General features: G+C 60.2%; 20 protein-coding genes. 13 read left to right on the plus strand and 7 right to left on the minus strand.

All coding sequences use genetic code 11. The features are described from left to right. Positions 1-14 precede the first annotated feature (14 nt). Genes BXA01_RS02925 through BXA01_RS02955 form a run of 7 tightly spaced genes read left to right on the plus strand, consistent with a single transcriptional unit; the run spans position 15 to position 6,312 of the window. A complete protein-coding gene (locus tag BXA01_RS02925; protein ID WP_076563158.1) occupies positions 15-692 on the plus strand; it encodes a thermostable hemolysin in 678 nt (225 codons plus the stop codon). Then, on the plus strand, positions 682-2,160 hold the full coding sequence (locus BXA01_RS02930) for an AMP-binding protein (RefSeq protein ID WP_076563159.1): 1,479 nt from the start codon (positions 682-684) through the stop codon (positions 2,158-2,160). The genes BXA01_RS02925 and BXA01_RS02930 overlap by 11 nt, the downstream gene beginning before the upstream one ends. Continuing rightward, positions 2,160-2,834 (plus strand): TenA family transcriptional regulator, encoded by a 675-nt coding sequence (locus BXA01_RS02935; protein WP_076563160.1) that lies wholly within the window; start codon positions 2,160-2,162, stop codon positions 2,832-2,834. Before BXA01_RS02930 ends, BXA01_RS02935 begins: the two co-directional genes overlap by 1 nt. Next, entirely contained in the window at positions 2,821-3,630 is an 810-nt protein-coding gene (locus BXA01_RS02940) for an SDR family oxidoreductase (protein WP_076563161.1), read from the plus strand. Before BXA01_RS02935 ends, BXA01_RS02940 begins: the two co-directional genes overlap by 14 nt. After that, entirely contained in the window at positions 3,627-4,271 is a 645-nt protein-coding gene (locus BXA01_RS02945) for a tetratricopeptide repeat protein (protein WP_076563162.1), read from the plus strand. The genes BXA01_RS02940 and BXA01_RS02945 overlap by 4 nt, the downstream gene beginning before the upstream one ends. Positions 4,272-4,282: 11 nt before the next feature. Continuing rightward, positions 4,283-4,945, plus strand: coding sequence for a response regulator (locus BXA01_RS02950; protein ID WP_024012790.1), 663 nt, complete (start codon positions 4,283-4,285; stop codon positions 4,943-4,945). Beyond that, a complete protein-coding gene (locus BXA01_RS02955; RefSeq protein WP_073474675.1) occupies positions 4,942-6,312 on the plus strand; it encodes an ATP-binding protein in 1,371 nt (456 codons plus the stop codon). Before BXA01_RS02950 ends, BXA01_RS02955 begins: the two co-directional genes overlap by 4 nt. Before the next feature lie 229 nt (positions 6,313-6,541). On the opposite strand, the gene BXA01_RS02965 is transcribed toward BXA01_RS02955, so the two are convergent. Continuing rightward, positions 6,542-7,429, minus strand: coding sequence for a universal stress protein (locus BXA01_RS02965; protein ID WP_076563163.1), 888 nt, complete (start codon positions 7,427-7,429; stop codon positions 6,542-6,544). 422 nt (positions 7,430-7,851) lie between these two features. On the opposite strand from BXA01_RS02965, the gene BXA01_RS02970 reads away from it, so the two are divergent. Continuing rightward, positions 7,852-8,085: a hypothetical protein gene (locus tag BXA01_RS02970; protein WP_076563164.1), complete on the plus strand. Its 234-nt coding sequence runs from the start codon at positions 7,852-7,854 to the stop codon at positions 8,083-8,085. A gap of 44 nt (positions 8,086-8,129) precedes the next feature. On the opposite strand, the gene BXA01_RS02975 is transcribed toward BXA01_RS02970, so the two are convergent. Next, entirely contained in the window at positions 8,130-9,050 is a 921-nt protein-coding gene (locus tag BXA01_RS02975) for a universal stress protein (RefSeq protein ID WP_076563165.1), read from the minus strand. A 233-nt stretch (positions 9,051-9,283) separates the two neighbouring features. Between BXA01_RS02975 and fnr the strand changes: the two genes are divergently transcribed. The 4 genes from fnr (at position 9,284) to BXA01_RS02995 (ending at position 13,805) form a co-directional block, all read left to right on the plus strand. After that, the gene (gene fnr, locus BXA01_RS02980) at positions 9,284-10,024 is read left to right on the plus strand and encodes a fumarate/nitrate reduction transcriptional regulator Fnr (RefSeq protein WP_076563166.1); all 741 of its coding nucleotides are present in this window, start codon (positions 9,284-9,286) and stop codon (positions 10,022-10,024) included. A gap of 71 nt (positions 10,025-10,095) precedes the next feature. Then, positions 10,096-11,286, plus strand: a complete 1,191-nt coding sequence (locus BXA01_RS02985) for a cation:proton antiporter (RefSeq protein WP_076563167.1) — start codon at positions 10,096-10,098, stop codon at positions 11,284-11,286. Between the two features lie 223 nt (positions 11,287-11,509). Beyond that, positions 11,510-12,850, plus strand: a complete 1,341-nt coding sequence (gene potE, locus BXA01_RS02990; RefSeq protein ID WP_076563168.1) for a putrescine-ornithine antiporter — start codon at positions 11,510-11,512, stop codon at positions 12,848-12,850. A 49-nt stretch (positions 12,851-12,899) separates the two neighbouring features. Continuing rightward, positions 12,900-13,805, plus strand: a complete 906-nt coding sequence (locus tag BXA01_RS02995) for an amino acid ABC transporter substrate-binding protein (protein ID WP_076563169.1) — start codon at positions 12,900-12,902, stop codon at positions 13,803-13,805. A 41-nt stretch (positions 13,806-13,846) separates the two neighbouring features. Here BXA01_RS02995 and BXA01_RS03000 read toward each other — a convergent pair whose 3' ends face one another. After that, positions 13,847-14,758, minus strand: a complete 912-nt coding sequence (locus BXA01_RS03000) for a universal stress protein (protein WP_076563170.1) — start codon at positions 14,756-14,758, stop codon at positions 13,847-13,849. 224 nt (positions 14,759-14,982) lie between these two features. Between BXA01_RS03000 and BXA01_RS03005 the strand changes: the two genes are divergently transcribed. Further along, positions 14,983-15,546, plus strand: a complete 564-nt coding sequence (locus BXA01_RS03005; protein WP_076563171.1) for a GNAT family N-acetyltransferase — start codon at positions 14,983-14,985, stop codon at positions 15,544-15,546. A 53-nt stretch (positions 15,547-15,599) separates the two neighbouring features. Here the strand turns inward: BXA01_RS03005 and BXA01_RS03010 are convergent, their stop codons facing one another. The 4 genes from BXA01_RS03010 to BXA01_RS03025 all read right to left on the minus strand — a co-directional run bounded on the left by BXA01_RS03010 (position 15,600) and on the right by BXA01_RS03025 (position 19,246). Further along, positions 15,600-16,523 carry a universal stress protein gene (locus tag BXA01_RS03010; protein WP_076563172.1) on the minus strand — a complete coding sequence of 308 codons (924 nt, stop codon included), beginning with the start codon at positions 16,521-16,523 and terminating at the stop codon, positions 15,600-15,602. A gap of 100 nt (positions 16,524-16,623) precedes the next feature. Continuing rightward, positions 16,624-17,865: an MgtC/SapB family protein gene (locus tag BXA01_RS03015; protein WP_076563173.1), complete on the minus strand. Its 1,242-nt coding sequence runs from the start codon at positions 17,863-17,865 to the stop codon at positions 16,624-16,626. 47 nt (positions 17,866-17,912) lie between these two features. Next, a complete protein-coding gene (locus BXA01_RS03020) occupies positions 17,913-18,137 on the minus strand; it encodes a hypothetical protein (RefSeq protein ID WP_076563174.1) in 225 nt (74 codons plus the stop codon). Between the two features lie 35 nt (positions 18,138-18,172). Further along, positions 18,173-19,246, minus strand: a complete 1,074-nt coding sequence (locus BXA01_RS03025; RefSeq protein WP_076563175.1) for an NAD(P)-dependent alcohol dehydrogenase — start codon at positions 19,244-19,246, stop codon at positions 18,173-18,175. Between the last annotated feature and the right edge of the window lie 186 nt (positions 19,247-19,432).

The raw sequence follows: 19,432 nt of genomic DNA on the forward strand, positions 1-19,432 counted from the left end.
GAGGCGTTCTGCCCATGCCCGAATTCGACTGGAACATCCCGCTGCCCCTGCACTTCGGCCAGGCCGAATCGATGCCGATGACGCTGAGAAACGCGTTGCCGGAGGACGAGCTGCGCACGCCGTTTGAAGCCTTTATCCAGCAGCGTTTCCGCACGGCTCACGGTGCCGAAATCCGCCATTTCATGCCCGAGCTGTTCGGCATGCACAACAGCGATGGCCAGTTGTGTGCTGTGGCCGGGGTCCGTCGAGCGCATCTGGAGGCACTGTTTCTCGAGCGCTATCTGGATGAACCGATCCAGTCGTTGATCAGTGCCGCCGCCGGTCGTGCAGTGGATCGCACGGTCATCGTCGAAGTCGGCAACCTCGCCGCCAGCGATACCGGCAGTGCGCGCCTGAGCATCATCGCCATCACCTATCTGCTGGCCATGGGCGGCCTGGAATGGGTGACCTTCACCGGCAACATCGGGCTGGTCAACAGCTTCCATCGCCTGGGTTTGAAGCCCGTGACATTGTGCGCCGCTGATCCACAGCGACTGGGTGACGAGCGTCAACACTGGGGCAGTTATTACGAAAGCAAACCCTGGGTGCACGTCGGCAACATTCGCGCGGGATTTGTTCACCTGCGCAATATTGGCCTGTTCACTCGCCTGGGTTTGCCGACTTTTGTTGAAGGAGCCTGCCATGTCGCTTGAATTGCAGCGTTTCCAGGAAACCCTGCGCGACCATGCCCGGCGCAATGACAACGCCTCAGCCCTGTGGGGCGACACGCTGAGAATAGATTACGCCACGCTGTATGCCGAGGTGTTGTATCGCCAGGAGCGCCTGCGCGATGAGCAGGTGCAGGTGATTGCGCTGGCGCTGGACAACGGCGTCGACGCGATGCTTTGGGATCTGGCTGTGTTGTTCGAAGGCTTGACCTGCGTAACGCTGCCGCCGTTTTTCAACGCCGCGCAGCGCGCCCATTGTCTGGAGCAGAGCCAGGCCGAACGGGTGATCGCCGAGCCGCAACTGCAAGCCGAGCTGCTGGCGGCTGGCTATGAATTACGAGGTGAATTCTGGTGTCGCTCGTTCAATGGCCCGAGTCGCATGCCGGCGGGCACCGCGAAACTCACGTTTACCTCCGGGACCACCGGCACGCCCAAAGGGGTGTGCCTGAGCGCCGACAGCTTCCTGCGCGTTGCCCGGGAGCTTGATCAGGCAAGCGCAGCCACTGGACCGGAGCACCATCTGGCGCTGTTGCCTTTGGCGATCCTGCTGGAGAACCTGGGCTGTTATGCCGCGCTGTACGCCGGTGCGGTGTTAAGCCTGCCAAGCCAGACAACCCTCGGCATTCAAGGCGCCAGCGGCATCGATGTTGCGCGCCTGCTCGGTTATCTGGCCAAGCGTGCGCCGGAGAGCCTGATACTCGTGCCACAGCTGCTGCAAGTTCTGGTCAGCGCCGCTGAACAGAAGGCTTTCGATCCGCAAACCTTGCTCTTCGCCGCGGTCGGTGGCGCGCGGGTGTCAGCGGATCTGCTGCACCGCGCGCAACGGGTCGGGTTAGCGGTTTACGAGGGATACGGCTTGTCCGAGTGCGCCTCGGTCGTATGCCTCAATCGCCCCGGCGCGCGCCGTCCGGGCAGCGTCGGGCGCCCTCTGCCCCACCTCGAGGTGCGGTTGGCCGAGGACGGTGAAGTGCTGATCAAGGGTTCGGTGTTGCTCGGCTATCTGGGGGAGCCGGCGTATACCGATCAATGGTGGCCGAGTGGCGATCTGGGCGAGTTCGATCCGGAAGGTTTTCTCTATCTCAAGGGCCGCAAAAAACACCAATTCGTCACCAGCTACGGGCGAAACGTCAACCCGGAATGGGTCGAGTCGGAACTGACCCAGCGCCGCCACATCGCTCAAGCGTTCGTCTATGGCGAGGCGATGCCGCACAACCACGCCCTGCTCTGGCCGCATCGTCCGAACTGCACCGATGCCGAGCTGACCGCCGCCGTCGCCGAAGCGAACGCGGCGTTGCCCGATTACGCCCAGGTGCATCAGTGGACGCGCCTGTCGCAGCCCTTCACCGCCGCCAACGGCCTGCTCACCGCCAATGGCCGGCCGCGCCGCGACGCCATCATCGCGCAGTACCACACGCAATTGACCGAATACGCCACTTCCGAGGAATCCGCATAATGAGTTTTTTCGACACCCTGCAAGAAGCCACACAACGCGAACGCCACGAGCTGTTCAACCTGCCGATCATCGTCGATGCGTTGCAAGGCAAGGTCAGCCTCGACAGCTATCGGGCCTTTCTTGCCCAGGCCTACTACCACGTGCGCCACACCGTACCGCTGATGATGGCTTGCGGTGCACGCCTGCCGACGCGCCTGGAATGGCTGCGCAAAGCGGTGTGCGAGTACATTGAGGATGAATACGGCCACGAACAATGGGTGCTCAACGACATTGCCGCCTGTGGCGGTGATCGCGACGCCGTGCGCGATGGTCAGCCGTCATTGTCAATCGAGCTGATGGTCAGTTTTCTCTACGATCTGATCGCCCGGGGCAATCCGGTGGGTATGTTCGGCATGGTAAACGTGCTCGAAGGCACCAGCATTGCCCTGGCCACCCACGCGGCGGGGAGCATTCGCGATCGCCTGGCGCTGCCGGAAACGGCATTCAGCTATCTGAGCTCCCACGGCGCACTCGATATCGAGCACATGCAGACCTATCGGCGGTTGATGAATCAGCTGCAAGACCCTGACGATCAAGCGGCGGTCATTCATGCCTCGAAAGTCGTCTATCGGCTCTACACCGACATGTTCCGTGATCTGCCGCGCGACGCTGAGGCCCAACATGCAGCTGCATGAAGCCCGCGTGGTGCTGACAGGTGCCAGTGGCGGCATCGGCCTGGCCATCGCCAGTGCCTTGTGCGCCGCCGGTGCCAGGGTATTGGCCGTGGCGCGGCATCAGGAGGCGCTGCTGCCGCTGCTTGAGCGGTATCCGCAGAACCTGTGCTGGGTCGCCGCCGACCTGACCTTCCTCAGCGATCGGCGCAAAGTGTTGGCCGCCGCCGACGCCATCGGCGGCATCAACCTGCTGATCAACGCCGCCGGGGTCAATCACTTCGCCATGCTCGAACAGCTCGATGACAGTGACATCAACGCGATGCTGGCGGTGAACATCAGCGCGCCAATCTGCCTGACCAAAATGCTGTTGCCGCAGCTCAAGCAGGCTGACAGCGCGATGGTGGTCAACGTCGGCTCGACCTATGGCTCGATCGGCTACCCCGGTTACGCCAGTTATTGCGCGAGCAAATTTGCCCTGCGCGGATTCTCCGAGGCGTTGCGCCGCGAGCTGGCCGATACGCGGGTCAGCGTGTTGTATGTCGCGCCCCGGGCCACCCGCACCTCGATGAACAGCGCCGCTGCGCAAGCCTTGAACGATGCCCTCAAGGCCAGCGTTGACGATCCGCAGACCGTGGCGTCGGCAGTGATCCATGCGATTGCCGGCGACCGTCGTGATCTGTACCTAGGCTGGCCGGAGCGATTTTTCGTCCGTTTGAACAGCTTACTTCCGCATCTGGTGGATCGCGGCCTGCGCAAGCAATTGCCACTGATCCGCCTTCTCAGTGAAAAACCTGACAACGAGGCTTCAAAGCCATGAAAAAACTTTCCACTTGTCTGCTGTTTGCCGCCCTCAGTCAAAGTGTCTGGGCGCTTGAGCCGGCTGATCAGCAACGTCTCACCGGCATCCAGCAGAACTGGGCGCGCATTCAATACGAAATTGCGGAAAAACAGCGCGCCGCGGCGTTCGAGCAATTGGCCAACGAAGCCAACGCGTTCACCACGCAACGCCCGAATGTGGCCGAAGCCTGGATCTGGAAAGGCATCGTTACCAGCAGTTGGGCCGGTGCCGAGGGCGGGCTCGGTGCCCTGGGCAAAGCCAAGGACGCCAAAGCAGACCTGGAAAAATCCCTGACGCTTGACCCTAAAGCCCTGCAAGGCTCGGCCTATACCAGCCTCGCTGCATTGTACGATCGGGTACCGGGCTGGCCGATCGGCTTCGGCGACAGCGACAAGGCCGAGCAATTGCTCAAACAAGCCCTGCAGCTCAACCCCGATGGCATCGACAGTCTGTACTTCTGGGGCGACCATCTCTACCGTCAGAAGCGCTACGCTGAAGCCAAGGCAGCGCTGATCAAGGCCAGACAAGCCGCACCCCGTGCGGGCCGCGAAAGTGCCGATGCCGGGCGTCGTAAAGAGATCGACGCCTTGCTGGTGGACGTGAACAAGAAACTCGACTGAAAGGAGTGCGCGTGCGTTTATTACTGATCGAGGATGACGTGGCGCTGGGTGAAGGCATCTATCAGGCGCTGGGCCGCGAGGGGTACACGGTCGACTGGCTCAAGGACGGCAGCAGCGCCTTGCATGCCCTGCTCAGCGAAACGTTTGATGTCGCCGTGCTGGACCTCGGCCTGCCACGCATGGATGGCCTCGAAGTGCTGCGCCGTCTGCGTGACAGCGGTTCGAACCTGCCGGTGTTGATTCTCACCGCGCGCGATGCCACCGAAGACCGCATTGCCGGACTCGACGCCGGTGCCGACGATTACCTGATCAAGCCGTTCGACCTCGCCGAACTCAAAGCCCGTCTGCGCGCCTTGTTGCGCCGCAGTGCCGGGCGCGCTCAGGCGCTGATCGAACACGCCGGCATCAGCCTCAACCCCGGCACCCAGCAGGTCAGTTATCAAGGCCAACCGGTCGCGCTCACCCCCAAGGAATATCAGCTGCTGCACGAACTGCTGTCGCCGCCGGGGCGGGTGATGACTCGCGATCAATTGATCCAGTTGCTCTACGGCTGGAATGAAGAAGCGGAAAGCAACACCCTGGAAGTGCACATTCATCACCTGCGCAAGAAGTTCTCCACCGACCTGATCCGCACCATCCGCGGCGTGGGTTATCTGGTGGAGGAGCGTCGATGACCTCGATCCGCCGGCGCACGCTGACCCTGATCATCGGCCTGTTACTGGCCGGTCTGGCGGTACTCAGCCTCTTCAACGTGCATGACAGCAACCACGAAATCGCCGAGGTCTACGACGCGCAATTGGCGCAGAACGCACGCCTGCTGCAGGGCGTGATGCGTATGCCGATGGCGAGTACCGAGCACGCGCAGTTGTATCAGGCGTTCAATCAGGCTCTCGGGGAAGCCAAGCCACGGGTTGATGGACATCCTTACGAAAGCAAAATCGCCTTCCAGGTGTGGAACCCGCAAGGCGAGGTGCTGGTACACACCGCCAGTGCGCCCTCCTTCACTGCGCCGCCGACGAGAACGGGCTTCAGCGATGTGGTCGATCTGAAAGGTCGGCAATGGCGAGCGTTCATGCTGGAAGACAAGCAGAACGGCCTGCGCATCTGGGTCGGCGAGCGCGACGATGTGCGCACCGACCTGGTCGACCGCATCGTACGCCACACGCTGTGGCCGAACATGCTCGGCAGCCTGATCCTCGCCGCGATGATCTGGCTGGCCATTGGCTGGGGGCTCAAGCCCCTGGCAGACATGGCGGCGACTCTGCGCGCCCGTCACAGTGGTTCACTTGAGCCGCTGCAACTGACGCCCCTGCCCAGTGAGCTGGAGCCAATGCAGGCAGCGCTCAATCGCATGCTCGCGCAGATTCAGGAAGTGCTCGGCCGGGAGCGTCGCTTTATCGCCGATGCCGCGCATGAAATGCGCACGCCGCTGGCGGTGCTGCGGGTGCATGCGCAAAATCTGCAGGAGGCCGGTACCGAAGAGGAGCGTCGTGAGTCACTTGAGTTTCTGATCTCCGGAGTCGACCGCACGAGCCGACTGGTCAATCAGCTGCTGACCATGGCGCGTCTTGAACCCAAACCAAATCCGCCGCCACTGCAACGCATTGATCTCAGCGAAACCGTACGCAACAGCCTGGTGCAATTGACACCGTGGTTGCTGAGCAAACACCTTGAGTTGATCTTCGAGGTCAGCGACCAACCGTTTCATGTCCTCGCCGACCCCGCCGCCATCGATATCGCGCTGAATAACCTGATCACCAACGCGGCGAATTTCTCCCCCGAACACGGTGCGATCACCGTGCACCTGAGCAAGTCCGATGGCTTCTGTCATTTGACAGTCGACGATCAAGGGCCGGGAATCGATGAATCGGACAGAGAGCGATTGTTCGAGCGTTTCTACAGCCGTGGCACGGCGCATGGCGCCGGGTTGGGGTTGACCATTGTCAACACCATCGCGATGCGACTGAACGGACGGATTGAACTGACAAACCGCGCAGAGGGAGGTTTGAGGGCGACGTTATCGATTCCGGCAGGGGAATAATCATCCGATTGATTCAGCTGTATGCCGCGGCCCCAAATACCTGCTGCTCAGCGCTCTGCTCTACGCGCCTGGCTCGTTGATTTACCTGGGCACGCTGAAAACGCGTCAGGGTCAGCCGCTCAGCGGTCCGGAAACGGGTGTGTTGATCATCATCTGGGCCGCCGCGATTTACGCTGGCCGGATGTTGTGGGCCGGAACGCTGACTTTGTAAGGTGCACCAGCGTTTGCGCTAGACCGCCAGTACGCTGCAGGGGACCTGGTACAGAATATGTTCGGTGGTACTTCCCAGCAGTTTTTCCAGCCCGTGACGTTGAACCCTGCCCATCACAATCACGTCCACATCGTGCTCTTCGGCAAACTCACTGATCGCCGCCACGGGATGTCCCTCCCTGCTATGCCTGTGTTCGGCCGTCACACCGAATTTCCTCGCCAAAGCGCTGTAATGCGCTTGCAGTTCCTGGCGCCGGGCATTCATCAGTTCCGAAACCGTCCAGTTGTTCACCACTTCATCCAGATAGTTTTGCGAGACGTCATAGGCATATAACAGGTGCAACTCTGCACCGAACTGAGTGGCGAAGGATGTGGCCTGTTCGACGATCCGGTCATTGAGAGCGCCCCCATCATCTTCGCTTGCAGCTACATCCACTGCCGCTACGACCTTGCGCGGCAGACCCGGGCCAGCAGCGCCCAACAAGTAGACCGGCACCGGACAATCACGCAGCAGTTGCCAATCCAATGGGGTAAACAAAGCGCGTTTGAGTAAGGATTCGTGCTGCACTTCCTTGATCAGCAAGTCGGGCTGGTTCACGGTGACGTGATCGAGGATCTCCCGTTTCATGTCTTCGGACCAGCCAACCTCCGTCGTCACCCGCAAACCTTCGGCTCGCAGGCTGGCAGCCTGGCTTGCCAGCCACTCGTGATGGTCCTGCAAATAGGCCGCACGGGCCCTTGCCCGATCCCCTTCCTCCAGCAGCGACAGGAAATCCCACCATTTGATCAACGCTGCGATATGCAGCGACGCGCCGCTGGCTTTAGCCAGGGCGGCGGCCTGGCTTATCGCCGGGGAATGGCGCAGGGCCGGGTTGATGATCAGCAACAAGTGTTGATATTGGCTCATGTTTGTCTCCAGAGAGATGGAAATCTGCGCTCATGTCACTCGCAGCTGACCCGGGCCGAAAGAATCAGACAACAACGTCAATCGAGGTTGCGCCATAGCCCGGCGACGTCCTTGATAAATGTCATATGCAAGGCCCCTGGTGCGCGTCCTCCTCCTGAAAAACCTGAATATCGAGGCTTGTCCACCACCCTTGCGCAAGCGCCTGGAAAACCGACAAAGCGGCGATGAAACCGGCGAGCGACATTGATCTGGATCAATCGCTGCGACGACAAACTGGATCGAAATAGGGTCATGATTCGGCGGCGCCCGCGTTTCGGATCAGGGACAGTCACAAGCTGCTCGAAGGCGTGAAAGTTACAGATGCTGCCACAGGGTGACAGGTCCGCAACCCACCCTCATTCTTGCTTTGCGAGGTTCACGATATGGTCATCAATGATCCAGCCATGACAACCGCCAATGTCCGCGACGCAATAGATGACAGTGGCGCACTGTTTCACGAAGCCGATCGGCTCAGCGAACGGGCCTATGCCGTCCTTGAAGAGCCGTTTTCTACAGACACCATGCACAAGTTCACTGAAGCGAGGAAACGCGCCGATGAGAAATATCGGCACGCCTGGCAACAATGGCAATACGCACACGGCGGGCGCAGTCACTGATGGATTATCCCCAACCGATTACCATCAACTGCTGCGATGACCGGTCAGGCTGTGGCAGGCATTGCCTTGACCATCAACAAACTGCAAGGAGCCCGGTTCATCAGGCATTCGGCCGTGCCGCCGATGAAGCCGTCCAGCGTTTGATGGTGACAGATGCCGAGCACCAGCAGGTCGAACGCGTTCTGCCGGGCGAAGTCTTCGATCACCCGGAACGGGACACCCGAGAGCAAGTGGCTATGCTCTTCATCGAGACCATAGCGCTCGGCCAGCGTATCGAAGGCTTCCTGCTGAGTATCGTTGATCGCATCGCGCAAACTGTGGTCCAGGCTCAAGTTCGGCACACTCATCGCCGCATCACCCACCACTGACCAGTTGCTCACATTCAACAAGTGCAGCGAGGCATCGCATTTCGCTGCCAATGTCGATGCAACGCCAAGTATCCGGTCGTTGAGCCCTTGGGTCAGATCCTCGAGATGCGACAGGTCAATGGCCGCCAGTATCTTCAAGGGTTTCGGATGTGCGGCCTCGGTGACCAGATGCACGCAGGCGGGACAATCTCGTATTAATAGCCAGTCCAACGGCTGGTGAAACGTTTGATTGAGCGCCGAAACATGGTGAGCGTCCTTGATCACCAGATCGACATGAAAGTCATTGATGTACTCAAGTACATGCGCCGGCGTGGCCTTGGCCCAGACCACTTCGGTGCTGACTTGCACGCCGGCGCCACGTTGAAACCGGGCCTGCTGCTCCAGCCACTGGCGATGCATCTGCAAATAGCCTTCACGCGCTTGCGCCATGGCGTCGTGATCGAACAGACCGGCCAACGCCAGGGACTGGACATGATCGAACGCGACGATATGCAGCACCGCGCCACTGGCCCGAGCGAGCGCTTGGGCGCGATCAAACGCCGGGGTGCGGGTCATTTCGGCGGGTGCGATCAACAGAATTCGTTTGAGCCTGAACATCACGTGTATTTCCAGTCAGCGCCATTGGACGATTCTGCAACTCTGCCAACCGCCACGCTTGATATGCATCAAGTCTCCCCATTAACCCTGCAATACAAGAGCGGCGAATAGCCCGACGCCTCTGTGATTCCCCTCCCCGCCGTTCGTCCGTAATCACGCCGACACCCCAAACGAAAGGCACGTGCGCTGCGAAGACTTCTATGCTTATCACACTCACTGGAGGCTGCTTATCCATGCTTGAAGCCCACTCGCCCCCGCCGATTCTCAAAACTGCCTGTTCCAACTGCAGCGTGGTTGAGTTGTGCCTGCCGCTCGGCCTGACTGGCCCGGAGGTTGATCGACTCGACACACTGATCGTGCAGCGATACAAGGTGAAGAAAGGCGCTGCTCTCTACAGGACGGGGGACCCGCTACGCTCGCTGTACGCCGTGCGAATAGGCTCGTTCAAGACCAGCGTGGTCTCCGTCGATGGCCGCGAGCAAGTGACCGGTTTTCATATTCCCGGCGAAATGCTCGGGCTGGACGCCATCAGCATCGATCAACACGCGTGTACTGCGTGTGCACTGGAAGACAGCGAAGTCTGTCCGATTCACTTCGCACAGCTGGAAAAACTCGCGCAAAGCCTGCCATCGCTGCAGCACAACCTCAACAAGTTGCTGAGCCGGGAAATCGTGCGCGATCACAGCATGTTGATGCTCATGGGCAACATGAACTCCGATGAGCGCTTGGCGGCTTTCCTGCTCAACCTCTCGCAACGCCTCAGCTCCCGTGGCTATTCCTCGAAAGAGTTCGTGCTGAAAATGCGCCGCGAAGAAATCGGCTCCTACCTTGGGCTGCGTCTGGAAACCATTTGCCGCGGCATTGCCCACTTGCGCGATCAGGGTTTGGTGGAAATCACCGCACGCGACGTAAAAATCCGCAACATGGACGGCCTCAAGCAGATGGTGTCCGGATGCAACCGCCAGAGCCATTGAGCCCGTCCATGCCCGCCTGAGAAGGCCCGTAATGCCATGGCTGTGGCAGCCATCAGAACAGGCAAGCGGTCATGTATCAGAACCTCGCCCTGCTTGCCGCTTTCCTTCTGACCTACAGCATATTTGCCGGGCGCTTCGAGTCACGTCTGCTCAATGGACCACTGATGTTCATGCTGGCGGGTCTGATTCTCGGCCCGGCGTTTCTGGGCATTCTGCAACCCCGGATCGATAGTCATGGGCTCAGGATTCTTGCAGAACTGACATTGGCGATCGTCCTGTTCAGTGATGCAGCCAATGCCGATCTCAAGGTGCTCAAGGCGCACGAAGGATTACCGCTGCGCTTGCTGTTGATCGGTCTGCCGCTGACCATGCTGAGCGGCTGGCTGCTGGGCATCTGGCTGTTCCCGCAGGCGCCCTTGATCGAGTTGGCATTGCTGGCAATCCTTCTGGCCCCCACAGACGCAGCGCTGGGCAAGGCTGTCGTGAGCAATCCCAAGGTTGCAGCGCCCGTGCGTGAGGGATTGAACGTGGAAAGCGGGCTCAACGACGGCATTTGTGTTCCGGTGTTGTTGATGTTCCTGGCCTTGTTGATCGAAGAGCACACGCAGTCCCCCCTCTCGCTGGCGATAGAGCTTTTTTTCGAGGAGTTTGGTATCGGCGCGCTCATCGGCGGCACCCTGACTTTCATGGCCTGGCTGATGCAGCGCTACTCTGGAAAACATCACTGGCAGACACCGATGTGGTCGCAGCTGACGCTGCCCGGATTGGCGGTGCTTTGCTTTGCCACCGCCCAAACACTGGGTGGTAGCGGGTTTATCGCCGCGTTCGTCGGCGGGCTGCTCGCCAGCTATCTGTTTGCTGAACAAAAACATGACCTGCTCAAGGCCAGTGAAGAGTTCGCCAGCCTGCTGTCGATCATCACCTGGGTCGTGTTCGGCGCGCTGGTGATCCCTTCGGTCTGGAGCAGTTTCACGGTCGATGTCTGGCTGTATGCGTTGCTCAGTCTGACCGTGATTTGCATCGTGCCGGTACTTGTCAGCCTGGCGGGGACCGGCTTCGATTTCGAAACCCGCCTGTTCATCGGCTGGTTCGGCCCGCGAGGTTTGGCCAGCATCGTCTTCGCCATAATGATTTTGGACTACCCTCTGCAAACCGGTCGGACGTTGGTAGCCGTGGCGGCCTGTACCGTTTTACTCAGCGTGCTGCTCCATGGCTTGAGTGCCAATCCATGGGTGTCACGGCTGGCAAATCGGATTAATTGATAATTGTCAGAAATGCCACCGTCTGCCGCGACTAGGGTTGTGACGGGACGTGATCAAGCGTCTGCCCGAACAACCCTCACAGCGCAAGGAATGGGCAGTCGCATGAGCCTTTTCCGGCAGTTGCTCAGATAGCCCGTCGCCGTTTTCGTCGGCAGCCTGAGCCTGTCTCCCAGTGCGTTCGATGGCTGAGCGGTGACGCGTTGCGCAAATCGAGGGAACTCCGATGGCCGACTCAAGCAAGAAAATGAGCCTCATGGGGCTCACCACACTGGTGACGGTGAACATGATGGGCTCAGGCATCATCATGTTGCCGACGAGTATGGCCCAACTCGGGGCTGTTTCATTGCTGTCATGGATCGTCACCGCTGTCGGCTCGATGGCCATCGCGTACTGCTTTTCCCAGTGCGGCATCTTCTGCCTGCGCTCTGGCGGGTTATCCGCCTACACCGAAGAGGCGCATGCAAAGTCAGGCTTTTTTCTGTGCTCTTACCTGTACTTCCTGTCGCTGGCCATCGCCAACGTGGCGGTGGCCATTTCGGCAGTGGGCTACATGACATCGTTCATGCCTTGGCTGGGAAGCGGCGCCATTCCTTTATTCGTTGGAACGGTCGGCCTGCTCTGGCTGACCACCGTGGCGAATTTCGGCGGCCCAGGCATCACCGGCAGGATTGGTGCGGTTACGGTGTGGGGGGTGATCATTCCTGTAGCGGGCTTGAGCATCATCGGTTGGTTCTGGTTCAAACCCGATCTGATCATCGCCGCCTGGAACCCGAACCAACTGCCGATATCCGAGGCCATCAGCAAAGCGATTCCCCTCACGCTCTGGGCGTTTCTCGGCATGGAGTCGGCAGCCCAGGCCTCAGATGCGGTGGAAAACCCCAAGCGCACCGTACCGCTGGCCTGTCTGTTCGGGACATTGGGCGCAGCGGTGGTCTATGTGCTATCGACGACGGTCATTCAGGGCATTATTCCCAACGCCGAACTGGCCAACTCATCTGCTCCTTTCGCGCTCGTTTATGCACACATGTTCAATCCCCTGGTCGGCAACATCATCATGGCGCTCGCGGTAATGGCCTGTGTCGGCTCGCTGCTGGGCTGGCAGTTCACGTTGGCGCAAACGGCCAAGGTGACCGCTGATCAGGGCATGTTTCCAAAACTGTTCTGCAAGGTCAGCGCACGCAACGCCCCCATCGTCGGGATGCTGGTCTGCGGCGTCCTGCAGACCTTGATGGCGCTGTCGACCATTTCGCCGAACGCGAGCGCGCAGTTTGGAAAACTCGTCAGCCTCGCGGCGGTGACCAACCTGATCCCCTACGTGACGGCAGCCACCGGGCTGCTGGTCATGATGTACAAAGCCAGAGTCAGCGCAGCCGTATACACGCGCAATACCCTGCTGTTAGTGGTTGCCGTGGCCTATTCCTTGTATGCGCTGTATGCCTGCGGCAAGGACGCGGTATTCGGCGGCATCCTGGTCCTGGTGTTCGGCTACCTGCTTTATGGTTTCCTTGCCAAACGTTTTGTCGCTGCCCCTGCGCCTGTCGGCCCCCGGCCTGATAACCCTTGATCGAAGTCTTCGGTACAGCACAGAAATCTGAATTCGAGGAACCGCGCGCATGAACGTGAAACTGATCAGAGCCCACCATCTACTGCTCGTCTGCCTGATTGCGCTTCTACCGGTAATTGCCTATGGCAACACGCTGGAGCGCATCCGTGCCAGTCAAGCGATCACCCTTGGCTACGTGCCTGACTTCATGCCTTTCAGTGATCAGGCCGCCGATAAAGCCAGCGGCTACGCCATCGATCTCTGTCTGAAAATAGCCGAGAGGGTCAGAATCGATCTGAATCTGCCGGCGTTGAAAATTCAGTACCAAGCGGTCTCGCTCAACGACGAGATGAACGCCGTCAGTTCCGGCAGGATCGACATTCTTTGTACGCCGACCCCACCCACGCTGGCGCGGCGCAGGGTCGTCAGCTATTCGGTGCCGATTTACACCGCTGGCCTCTCGGCTGTGGTGCGCCAGGATGCGTCCGAAACCTTGCTCAATGTGCTGAATGGCAAAGTGGCCCATACCGGCCCAACGTGGCGAGCCACGGTGAACCGTGGTCTGGCCAACCAGACGTATGCCGCCATCGCCGGCGGGGTCACCGAAACGTGGATACAACAGCAGATGCGATTGCTGGGTGTGGTAGCCACGCTGGTCACGGTAGAGAACGCAGAAGCCGGTCTGAGTCTGGTGGCCAATGGCAAAGCCGATGCCTTCTTTGCTGAACGCATGCTGCTCAAGCATCTGCTGACCAGAAATTATCCATCGGGCAACCTGGTGCTACTGGAGCGGATTTTCGAGTACGCACCGACCGCGATGGCAGTGGATCGAGAGGATGAGGATTTCCGTCTGCTGGTCGACACGGCGCTGAGTGAAATGTACCGATCCGGCGAAATTGAACAGGCATTCGACAAACATCTGGGCGGCGCCGGCGATGCGGCCAGGAAGCTGTTCAAGATCTATGCAATACCGTAGCGGGCCAGCGAACAGGCTGGCTCGCTACTGTGCGATCATGCTCACCGCACAGGCTCTTTCCTCACCGCCAGAATGCTCCCCGGCACCGAATACAAGGCGCGCTCGGTGGTGCTGCCGATCACGCGTTCGATGCCCACGCGATGAACCGTGCCCATCACCACCACATCGGCCAGGTACTGCTCGACGAACTCATTGATGACCTGCACTGGATGGCCCATGACGAAGTGTCGACGCTCAGGGGGCACAGCGTGGCGATCGGCAAGGGCGACAAAAGCCTGATGCAGTGTCTGACGCAGCTCGTTCGCCAGATCTTCGTTCCAGCCACCATTGACCATTGGCGCTTCGCCGTTGAAGGCAGCGGACAAATCGTAGGCGCATAGCAGGTGCAACGGCACGTCGCATTGCAACGCCAAAGCGTTCGCCGATCGTATGATGACGTCGTTCAAGCCATTGATTTGGGTATCAGGATCAAACGGGTCAACGGCCGCGACGACACGATGCGGCAACGCATAGCGAATCTGATTGACCAGATGCACGGGGACCGGACACTCACGCAGCAGGTGACAATCGAGCGGCGTGATGAACACGCGCTTGAGCGCCGGTTCCAGTCGCACATCCTTGATCAACAGGTCGGGCTTGAGCACATGGACGGTCTTCAGGATGTCCAGCAGCGGATGGCTGGAGAAGACCACATCAACCGTGCCGTCCAGCCCCTGGTTGCTGAGCTGCTCGAGCTCATCGGCCACCCAGCGACGGTAGCGCCGCTGATAGCGCTGAGCATCCACGTCATCGATTTTTTCCTCCCACAGATGGGTGACGGGCACCGGCGAGACAAAGGCCCGCACATCCAGCGCCGCCCCGCTCGCCTTGGCCAGCGCGATGGCACGCAGCATCGCCGCTGATTGATGCAGCGTCTGGTCAGCGACCAGCAACAGACGTTCATATTGGCCCATCACACACCTCCCCTCGGCACCGGCGCGGTGGGCCGGCAGGCTTCAAGACTGCGCCCGCTCGCCCTGGCCGGGCGTTGATTTACATCAAACCCGGGTCAATCAACGAGGCGCATGGCAGCTGTCTGATGTAGATCAGATGTCGCCATGGGCAACCGCGTAGAAGGGAGGCAAGCGGACGGTTTTCCAACCGCCCGCCAGCCTCTCGAACCGGATGGAGAATGACCATGCTCACCGTCAAAGACCACAACGATCAGGCCGTGGCCGCTTATGCAGCGGTTTCCGGTCAATACTGGATTGAGGCGATCAAGGACGGTCGCCATGTATTGATCCGGCCGCTCACGGAGAAGGATCGCCTGCGCGAATACGACTTCATCAAGCGCCTGTCCCCCGAATCCAGGCACATGCGTTTTCTCGCCCAGATCGGCGAACCCGGCACCGCTCTGCTCGACCAGTTGATGGACACCGATAACAAACAGCGCACCGCCTTCATTGCACTGGTTCACGAGAACGGCAAGTTGATCGAAATCGGCATCAGCCGCTACGCCGGCACAGGCGCCCATCAATGCGAGTGCGCGGTGACGGTCGCCGATGAATGGCAGCACCTGGGCTTGGGCACGTTGCTGATGGAACACTTGATCAAGGCAGCCCGCCACAACGGATTCCGCCAGATGTACTCGGTCGATGCCGCCAGTAACTCGGCGATGCGCGATCTGGCCAAAAGCCTGGGCTTCGAGACCCACAATGATCCTGACGACGCACGCCAGGTCATTCATCGTCTTGACCTGTAAATGAATCGCCCCGAGGTGAGTCGGCCAACGATTCACCTCGGGGCGATCGAGTTTCAGGATTGCAGTGTGGGTTGCGGCTTGATCGCCAGCACACTGCAAGGTGCCCGATGCAGCAGCTGTTCGGCGGTGGTGCCTAACAACTTGCTCAAGCCGTGGTGCTGCACTGTGCCCATGACAATGACGTCGATCTGCTTGTTGATGGCGAACTCGCAGATACTGCGCACCGGTGCGCCCTCGATGAAGTGCCGGCGTGAGACCGGCACGCCGTGGCGCTCGGCCAGGGCCGTAAATGCCTCATGCTGCGCAGTGCCCAGCGTTTCATGGATCCCGGTGGCCAATGGCAGTGCGCCGAACCCCATGTCCGTGGCGTAAACCGCCGTCCAGTCGTAAACATGCACCACATCAAGACTGGCATCGCACTGCGCGGCCAGTTGGGCGGCGGCATCGATGATCTGATCGTTGAACAGGCAGTCCTGCTCTTCGCTGCGCAAGACATCGACGATGGCCAGCACACGGCGTGGGCGCGGATGAGTGTCGTCGGTCACCAGATGCACCGGCACCGGGCAATCGCGTAACAGTTGCCAGTCCAGAGGGGTGTAGAAAATACGCTCCAGCACGGATTCGTGCTGCACATCCTTGATGATCAATAGCAACGGCATCTCGTTGATGAACTGCAGGATCTCGGCGAAGGGATCCTGGACCCACATCACCTCGCTGGTGACCATGATCTGATGCCTCGCCAGCAATGAAGCCTGCTCTGCGAGCCACTGCCGGTGAGTGCGCAGATAACCATCGCGGGCGAGGCGGATCTGCTCGGGGGCAAACAGCCCTGCCACGGCCAGCGCCTGCAAGTAGTCGAAGGCCACGATGTGCAGCGGCAACTGCATGGCCTGGGCCAGTGCAGCCGCGCGCTCGAACGCCGGCGTGCGCTCCATGGCTGAAGGAGCGATCAACAGTAAACGCGGAGTCTGTGACATGGGATACCTCGGCATGCGGCCAGCCAGAAGAAACAGACTTCAGGGTGAATGCTGTAGCCACTGGCAGCTTGATCTTTGTCAGCAAGAGCACCGATTGCGCTCAAAACAGCACAGTGCCCGCCCACATGGCCAAGGTCAGCAATATCTGGCCCGGGATCACGCAGGCAGCGAAACGCCTGCCGCCGCTGACCCACGCCACCACGCATTTGCTCACCGAGTTACTGCTCACGGCAATCAGCGCTGGCACGACTATCGAGTCATAAGGCACCTGGCCCGCCTTGGCCAGGCTGGCGATGGACGCTGTGGCAGAGTGCGCATCGGCAAAGCCCGAAAGCATTGCGGTCAGCCACAAGCCTGCCTGACCAAAGTGGCTGAGCATGGCCGAGGAGACGAATGTGATGCCGGTAAGCGTCAGTGTCACGATGACCGCGAGTTTCAGATTGAACGCCCCTGCCGTGTCGACCGGTTTGCTGCGGCTCCCTCGCGTGGGGTCGGGGAACATCAGGCAGGCGCCGTACAACAACGTAGCGATCAGGCCGAAAAGCAGAGGCGTCCATATACTTTTCAGCAGATTCGGATCAACCATCATGAGGATCAGTCCGACCTGTATCACCGTTGCCAGATTGGAGAAAATCGCGGCCGCGCTGAGGATGCGGATATTGCCCGGCTCATGAGCAAGGCGTTGGCCCATGGTCGCGATCGTCACGGTACTGGAGGCGAAGCCGGATGCAATCGCGCTGATGACGTAGCCATAGCGCGAGCCCAAAGCGCGCACGGCAATGTGGCCGAACGCGCCGACCAGCATCAGCAACACCGTCACGGTACAAATGGTGCGCAGATTGATCGCGGCGTACGGGCCGATATATCGGTCCGGTGCCAATGGCAGTATTACCAGCGCGGCGATCAGCAAGATCAGGCCATCGCGCATTTCAGTTTCGGACAACTGGCTGTTGGCAAAGTGATGCAGCGTCTGGCGATACGCCAACAAACCCGCGATCACCACGCCAAGGGCAATGGCCAGCGCCGGCGCGGTTGCGCACAACGCGCCCAGGATCAGCACCGCGATCAATGCCACCTCGCTGGTCAACCCAGGGTCGTCGCTTTGACTACGCCAGTACGCAACGCTGGTCAGCAACGTGACACAGCCGGCGACAATCCCCAGCAGCAGGCCACCGCCGACCTGTAGCGCGACATATCCCAACAGCGCGGTAATGGCGAACGTGCGCAAGCCGGCGCAGTGTCGCGCATCGCCAGTACCCTTTTGCCGTTCACGCTCAAGACCGATGAGCATGCCGATCCCCAACGCCGCAGCGGCGCCGGACAGATCAAAAACCTCATTCATGATGGGTAGCGTCCCGCAGGGTTTGTGCACCCTGCTCTGCACTTGGCTTATGGCGAGCATTCAACACTTGCGCTGATGCGGCGAGCCGTTGCCGGCCTCGCTGGCAACGGCTGGGCAAACGCATTCGGCCACTCGTGAGGGGCGTTGATACGGGCCTCAAGCACCTCGACAAATTCCTGCGCAGCCTTGAGGCTCCTGAAGCCCACATCCCAGTCATCCATGTGCACGACCCAGCCATGGGGAGCGTGTTTTTCAGCGATCTTGATGTTCATGCAAACCCCGGTTTCAGCGGCACGCCAAGGTGCTTTCAAGGAGTGATTGCGACTTTCATGACTCCGTCGCGTTGATGAGCGAACAACTCATACGCCTGCTCGATGTCGTCCAGTCTGAAACGGTGAGTCACCAGCGCTGACAGATCGACGGCGCCGCTCTGCACCACGGCCATCAGTCGACGCATGCGTTCCTTGCCGCCCGGGCACAGGGTGGAAACGATGCTGTAATCGCCCAGTCCGGCGGCGAACGCGCCGAGCGGGATGTGCAGATCGCTGGAATACACCCCGAGGCTGGACAAACGCCCGCCCGGGCGCAGCACCCGCAATGCCGACTCGAACGTGCCTTGGGTGCCCAGCGCTTCGATGGACACATCCACGCCACGGCCATCGGTCAACGCCATGATCTGCTCCACCACATTGCCGTCCTTGAAATTGACGGTATGGGTCGCGCCCAGTTGGCGCGCCATGGCCATGCGTTCGGGCACCGCGTCGACACCGATAATCGTGGTGGCGCCCTTCAGGCGAGCTCCGGCCACGGCGCAGAGGCCGATGGGACCCAATGCAAATACTGCGACAGCGTCGCCGATGGCGATCTCGCCCCGCTCCGCCCCCGAGAACCCGGTGGACATGATGTCCGGGCACATCAGCACCTGTTCATCGCTCAACTCATCGGGGATCGGGCACAGGTTGGCCTGTGCATCCGGCACCAACACATACTCGGCCTGGCAACCGTCGATCGTGTTGCCAAACTTCCAGCCGCCAATGGCCTTGAAGCCGTGCCGGGTGTCGGGGCCGTCCTGCGAGCCGCAGCCACACAGGCACGCATAACTGTGCCCGCTAGGGGTGATGGCCCCGGCGATCACCCGTTGCCCTTCGACAAAACCGCGTACTTGCGAGCCCAATCGCTCAATGATGCCGACCGGTTCGTGGCCGATGGTCAGTCCTCTTGCCACAGGGTATTCGCCGCGCAGGATATGCACGTCGGTGCCGCAAATGGTGGTGGTGGTCACGCGGATCAACGCATCCAGCGGCCCGACCTCGGGAATCGGCTTGTCATCGAGCACGATGCGGTTTTTTTCAACGAATATTGCGGCTTTCATGGTGGCCATGATGACTTTCCCTCCGCCGACAGGTGAGTGCAGAGCAGAGCTTGAGCCGCGGCGACAGGGTCGTAGTTGATAATGGTCAACTATCCGAGGATCAGTGGTCTTGCTCGACCGTACATCCGCTCACGACCACGCGCTGATGTCTGGTTGATAAATATCAACCCCGCCCTGCTGGCTCGCTCCACGATA

Origin of the sequence: Pseudomonas sp. B10 (assembly GCF_900156235.1) — a bacterium.
Taxonomy (GTDB): domain Bacteria; phylum Pseudomonadota; class Gammaproteobacteria; order Pseudomonadales; family Pseudomonadaceae; genus Aquipseudomonas; species Aquipseudomonas siliginis.

Excerpts from the sequence above, each read along its gene's own strand:
- BXA01_RS02925 (WP_076563158.1), top strand. The coding sequence starts at position 15 with ATGCCCGAATTCGACTGGAACATCCCGCTGCCCCTGCACTTCGGCCAG.
- BXA01_RS02930 (WP_076563159.1), top strand. The coding sequence starts at position 682 with ATGTCGCTTGAATTGCAGCGTTTCCAGGAAACCCTGCGCGACCATGCC.
- BXA01_RS02935 (WP_076563160.1), top strand. The coding sequence starts at position 2,160 with ATGAGTTTTTTCGACACCCTGCAAGAAGCCACACAACGCGAACGCCAC.
- BXA01_RS02940 (WP_076563161.1), top strand. The coding sequence starts at position 2,821 with ATGCAGCTGCATGAAGCCCGCGTGGTGCTGACAGGTGCCAGTGGCGGC.
- BXA01_RS02945 (WP_076563162.1), top strand. The coding sequence starts at position 3,627 with ATGAAAAAACTTTCCACTTGTCTGCTGTTTGCCGCCCTCAGTCAAAGT.
- BXA01_RS02955 (WP_073474675.1), top strand. The coding sequence starts at position 4,942 with ATGACCTCGATCCGCCGGCGCACGCTGACCCTGATCATCGGCCTGTTA.
- BXA01_RS02965 (WP_076563163.1), bottom strand. The coding sequence starts at position 7,429 with ATGAGCCAATATCAACACTTGTTGCTGATCATCAACCCGGCCCTGCGC.
- BXA01_RS02970 (WP_076563164.1), top strand. The coding sequence starts at position 7,852 with ATGGTCATCAATGATCCAGCCATGACAACCGCCAATGTCCGCGACGCA.
- BXA01_RS02975 (WP_076563165.1), bottom strand. The coding sequence starts at position 9,050 with ATGTTCAGGCTCAAACGAATTCTGTTGATCGCACCCGCCGAAATGACC.
- fnr (WP_076563166.1), top strand. The coding sequence starts at position 9,284 with ATGCTTGAAGCCCACTCGCCCCCGCCGATTCTCAAAACTGCCTGTTCC.
- BXA01_RS02985 (WP_076563167.1), top strand. The coding sequence starts at position 10,096 with ATGTATCAGAACCTCGCCCTGCTTGCCGCTTTCCTTCTGACCTACAGC.
- potE (WP_076563168.1), top strand. The coding sequence starts at position 11,510 with ATGGCCGACTCAAGCAAGAAAATGAGCCTCATGGGGCTCACCACACTG.
- BXA01_RS02995 (WP_076563169.1), top strand. The coding sequence starts at position 12,900 with ATGAACGTGAAACTGATCAGAGCCCACCATCTACTGCTCGTCTGCCTG.
- BXA01_RS03000 (WP_076563170.1), bottom strand. The coding sequence starts at position 14,758 with ATGGGCCAATATGAACGTCTGTTGCTGGTCGCTGACCAGACGCTGCAT.
- BXA01_RS03005 (WP_076563171.1), top strand. The coding sequence starts at position 14,983 with ATGCTCACCGTCAAAGACCACAACGATCAGGCCGTGGCCGCTTATGCA.
- BXA01_RS03010 (WP_076563172.1), bottom strand. The coding sequence starts at position 16,523 with ATGTCACAGACTCCGCGTTTACTGTTGATCGCTCCTTCAGCCATGGAG.
- BXA01_RS03015 (WP_076563173.1), bottom strand. The coding sequence starts at position 17,865 with ATGAATGAGGTTTTTGATCTGTCCGGCGCCGCTGCGGCGTTGGGGATC.
- BXA01_RS03020 (WP_076563174.1), bottom strand. The coding sequence starts at position 18,137 with ATGAACATCAAGATCGCTGAAAAACACGCTCCCCATGGCTGGGTCGTG.
- BXA01_RS03025 (WP_076563175.1), bottom strand. The coding sequence starts at position 19,246 with ATGGCCACCATGAAAGCCGCAATATTCGTTGAAAAAAACCGCATCGTG.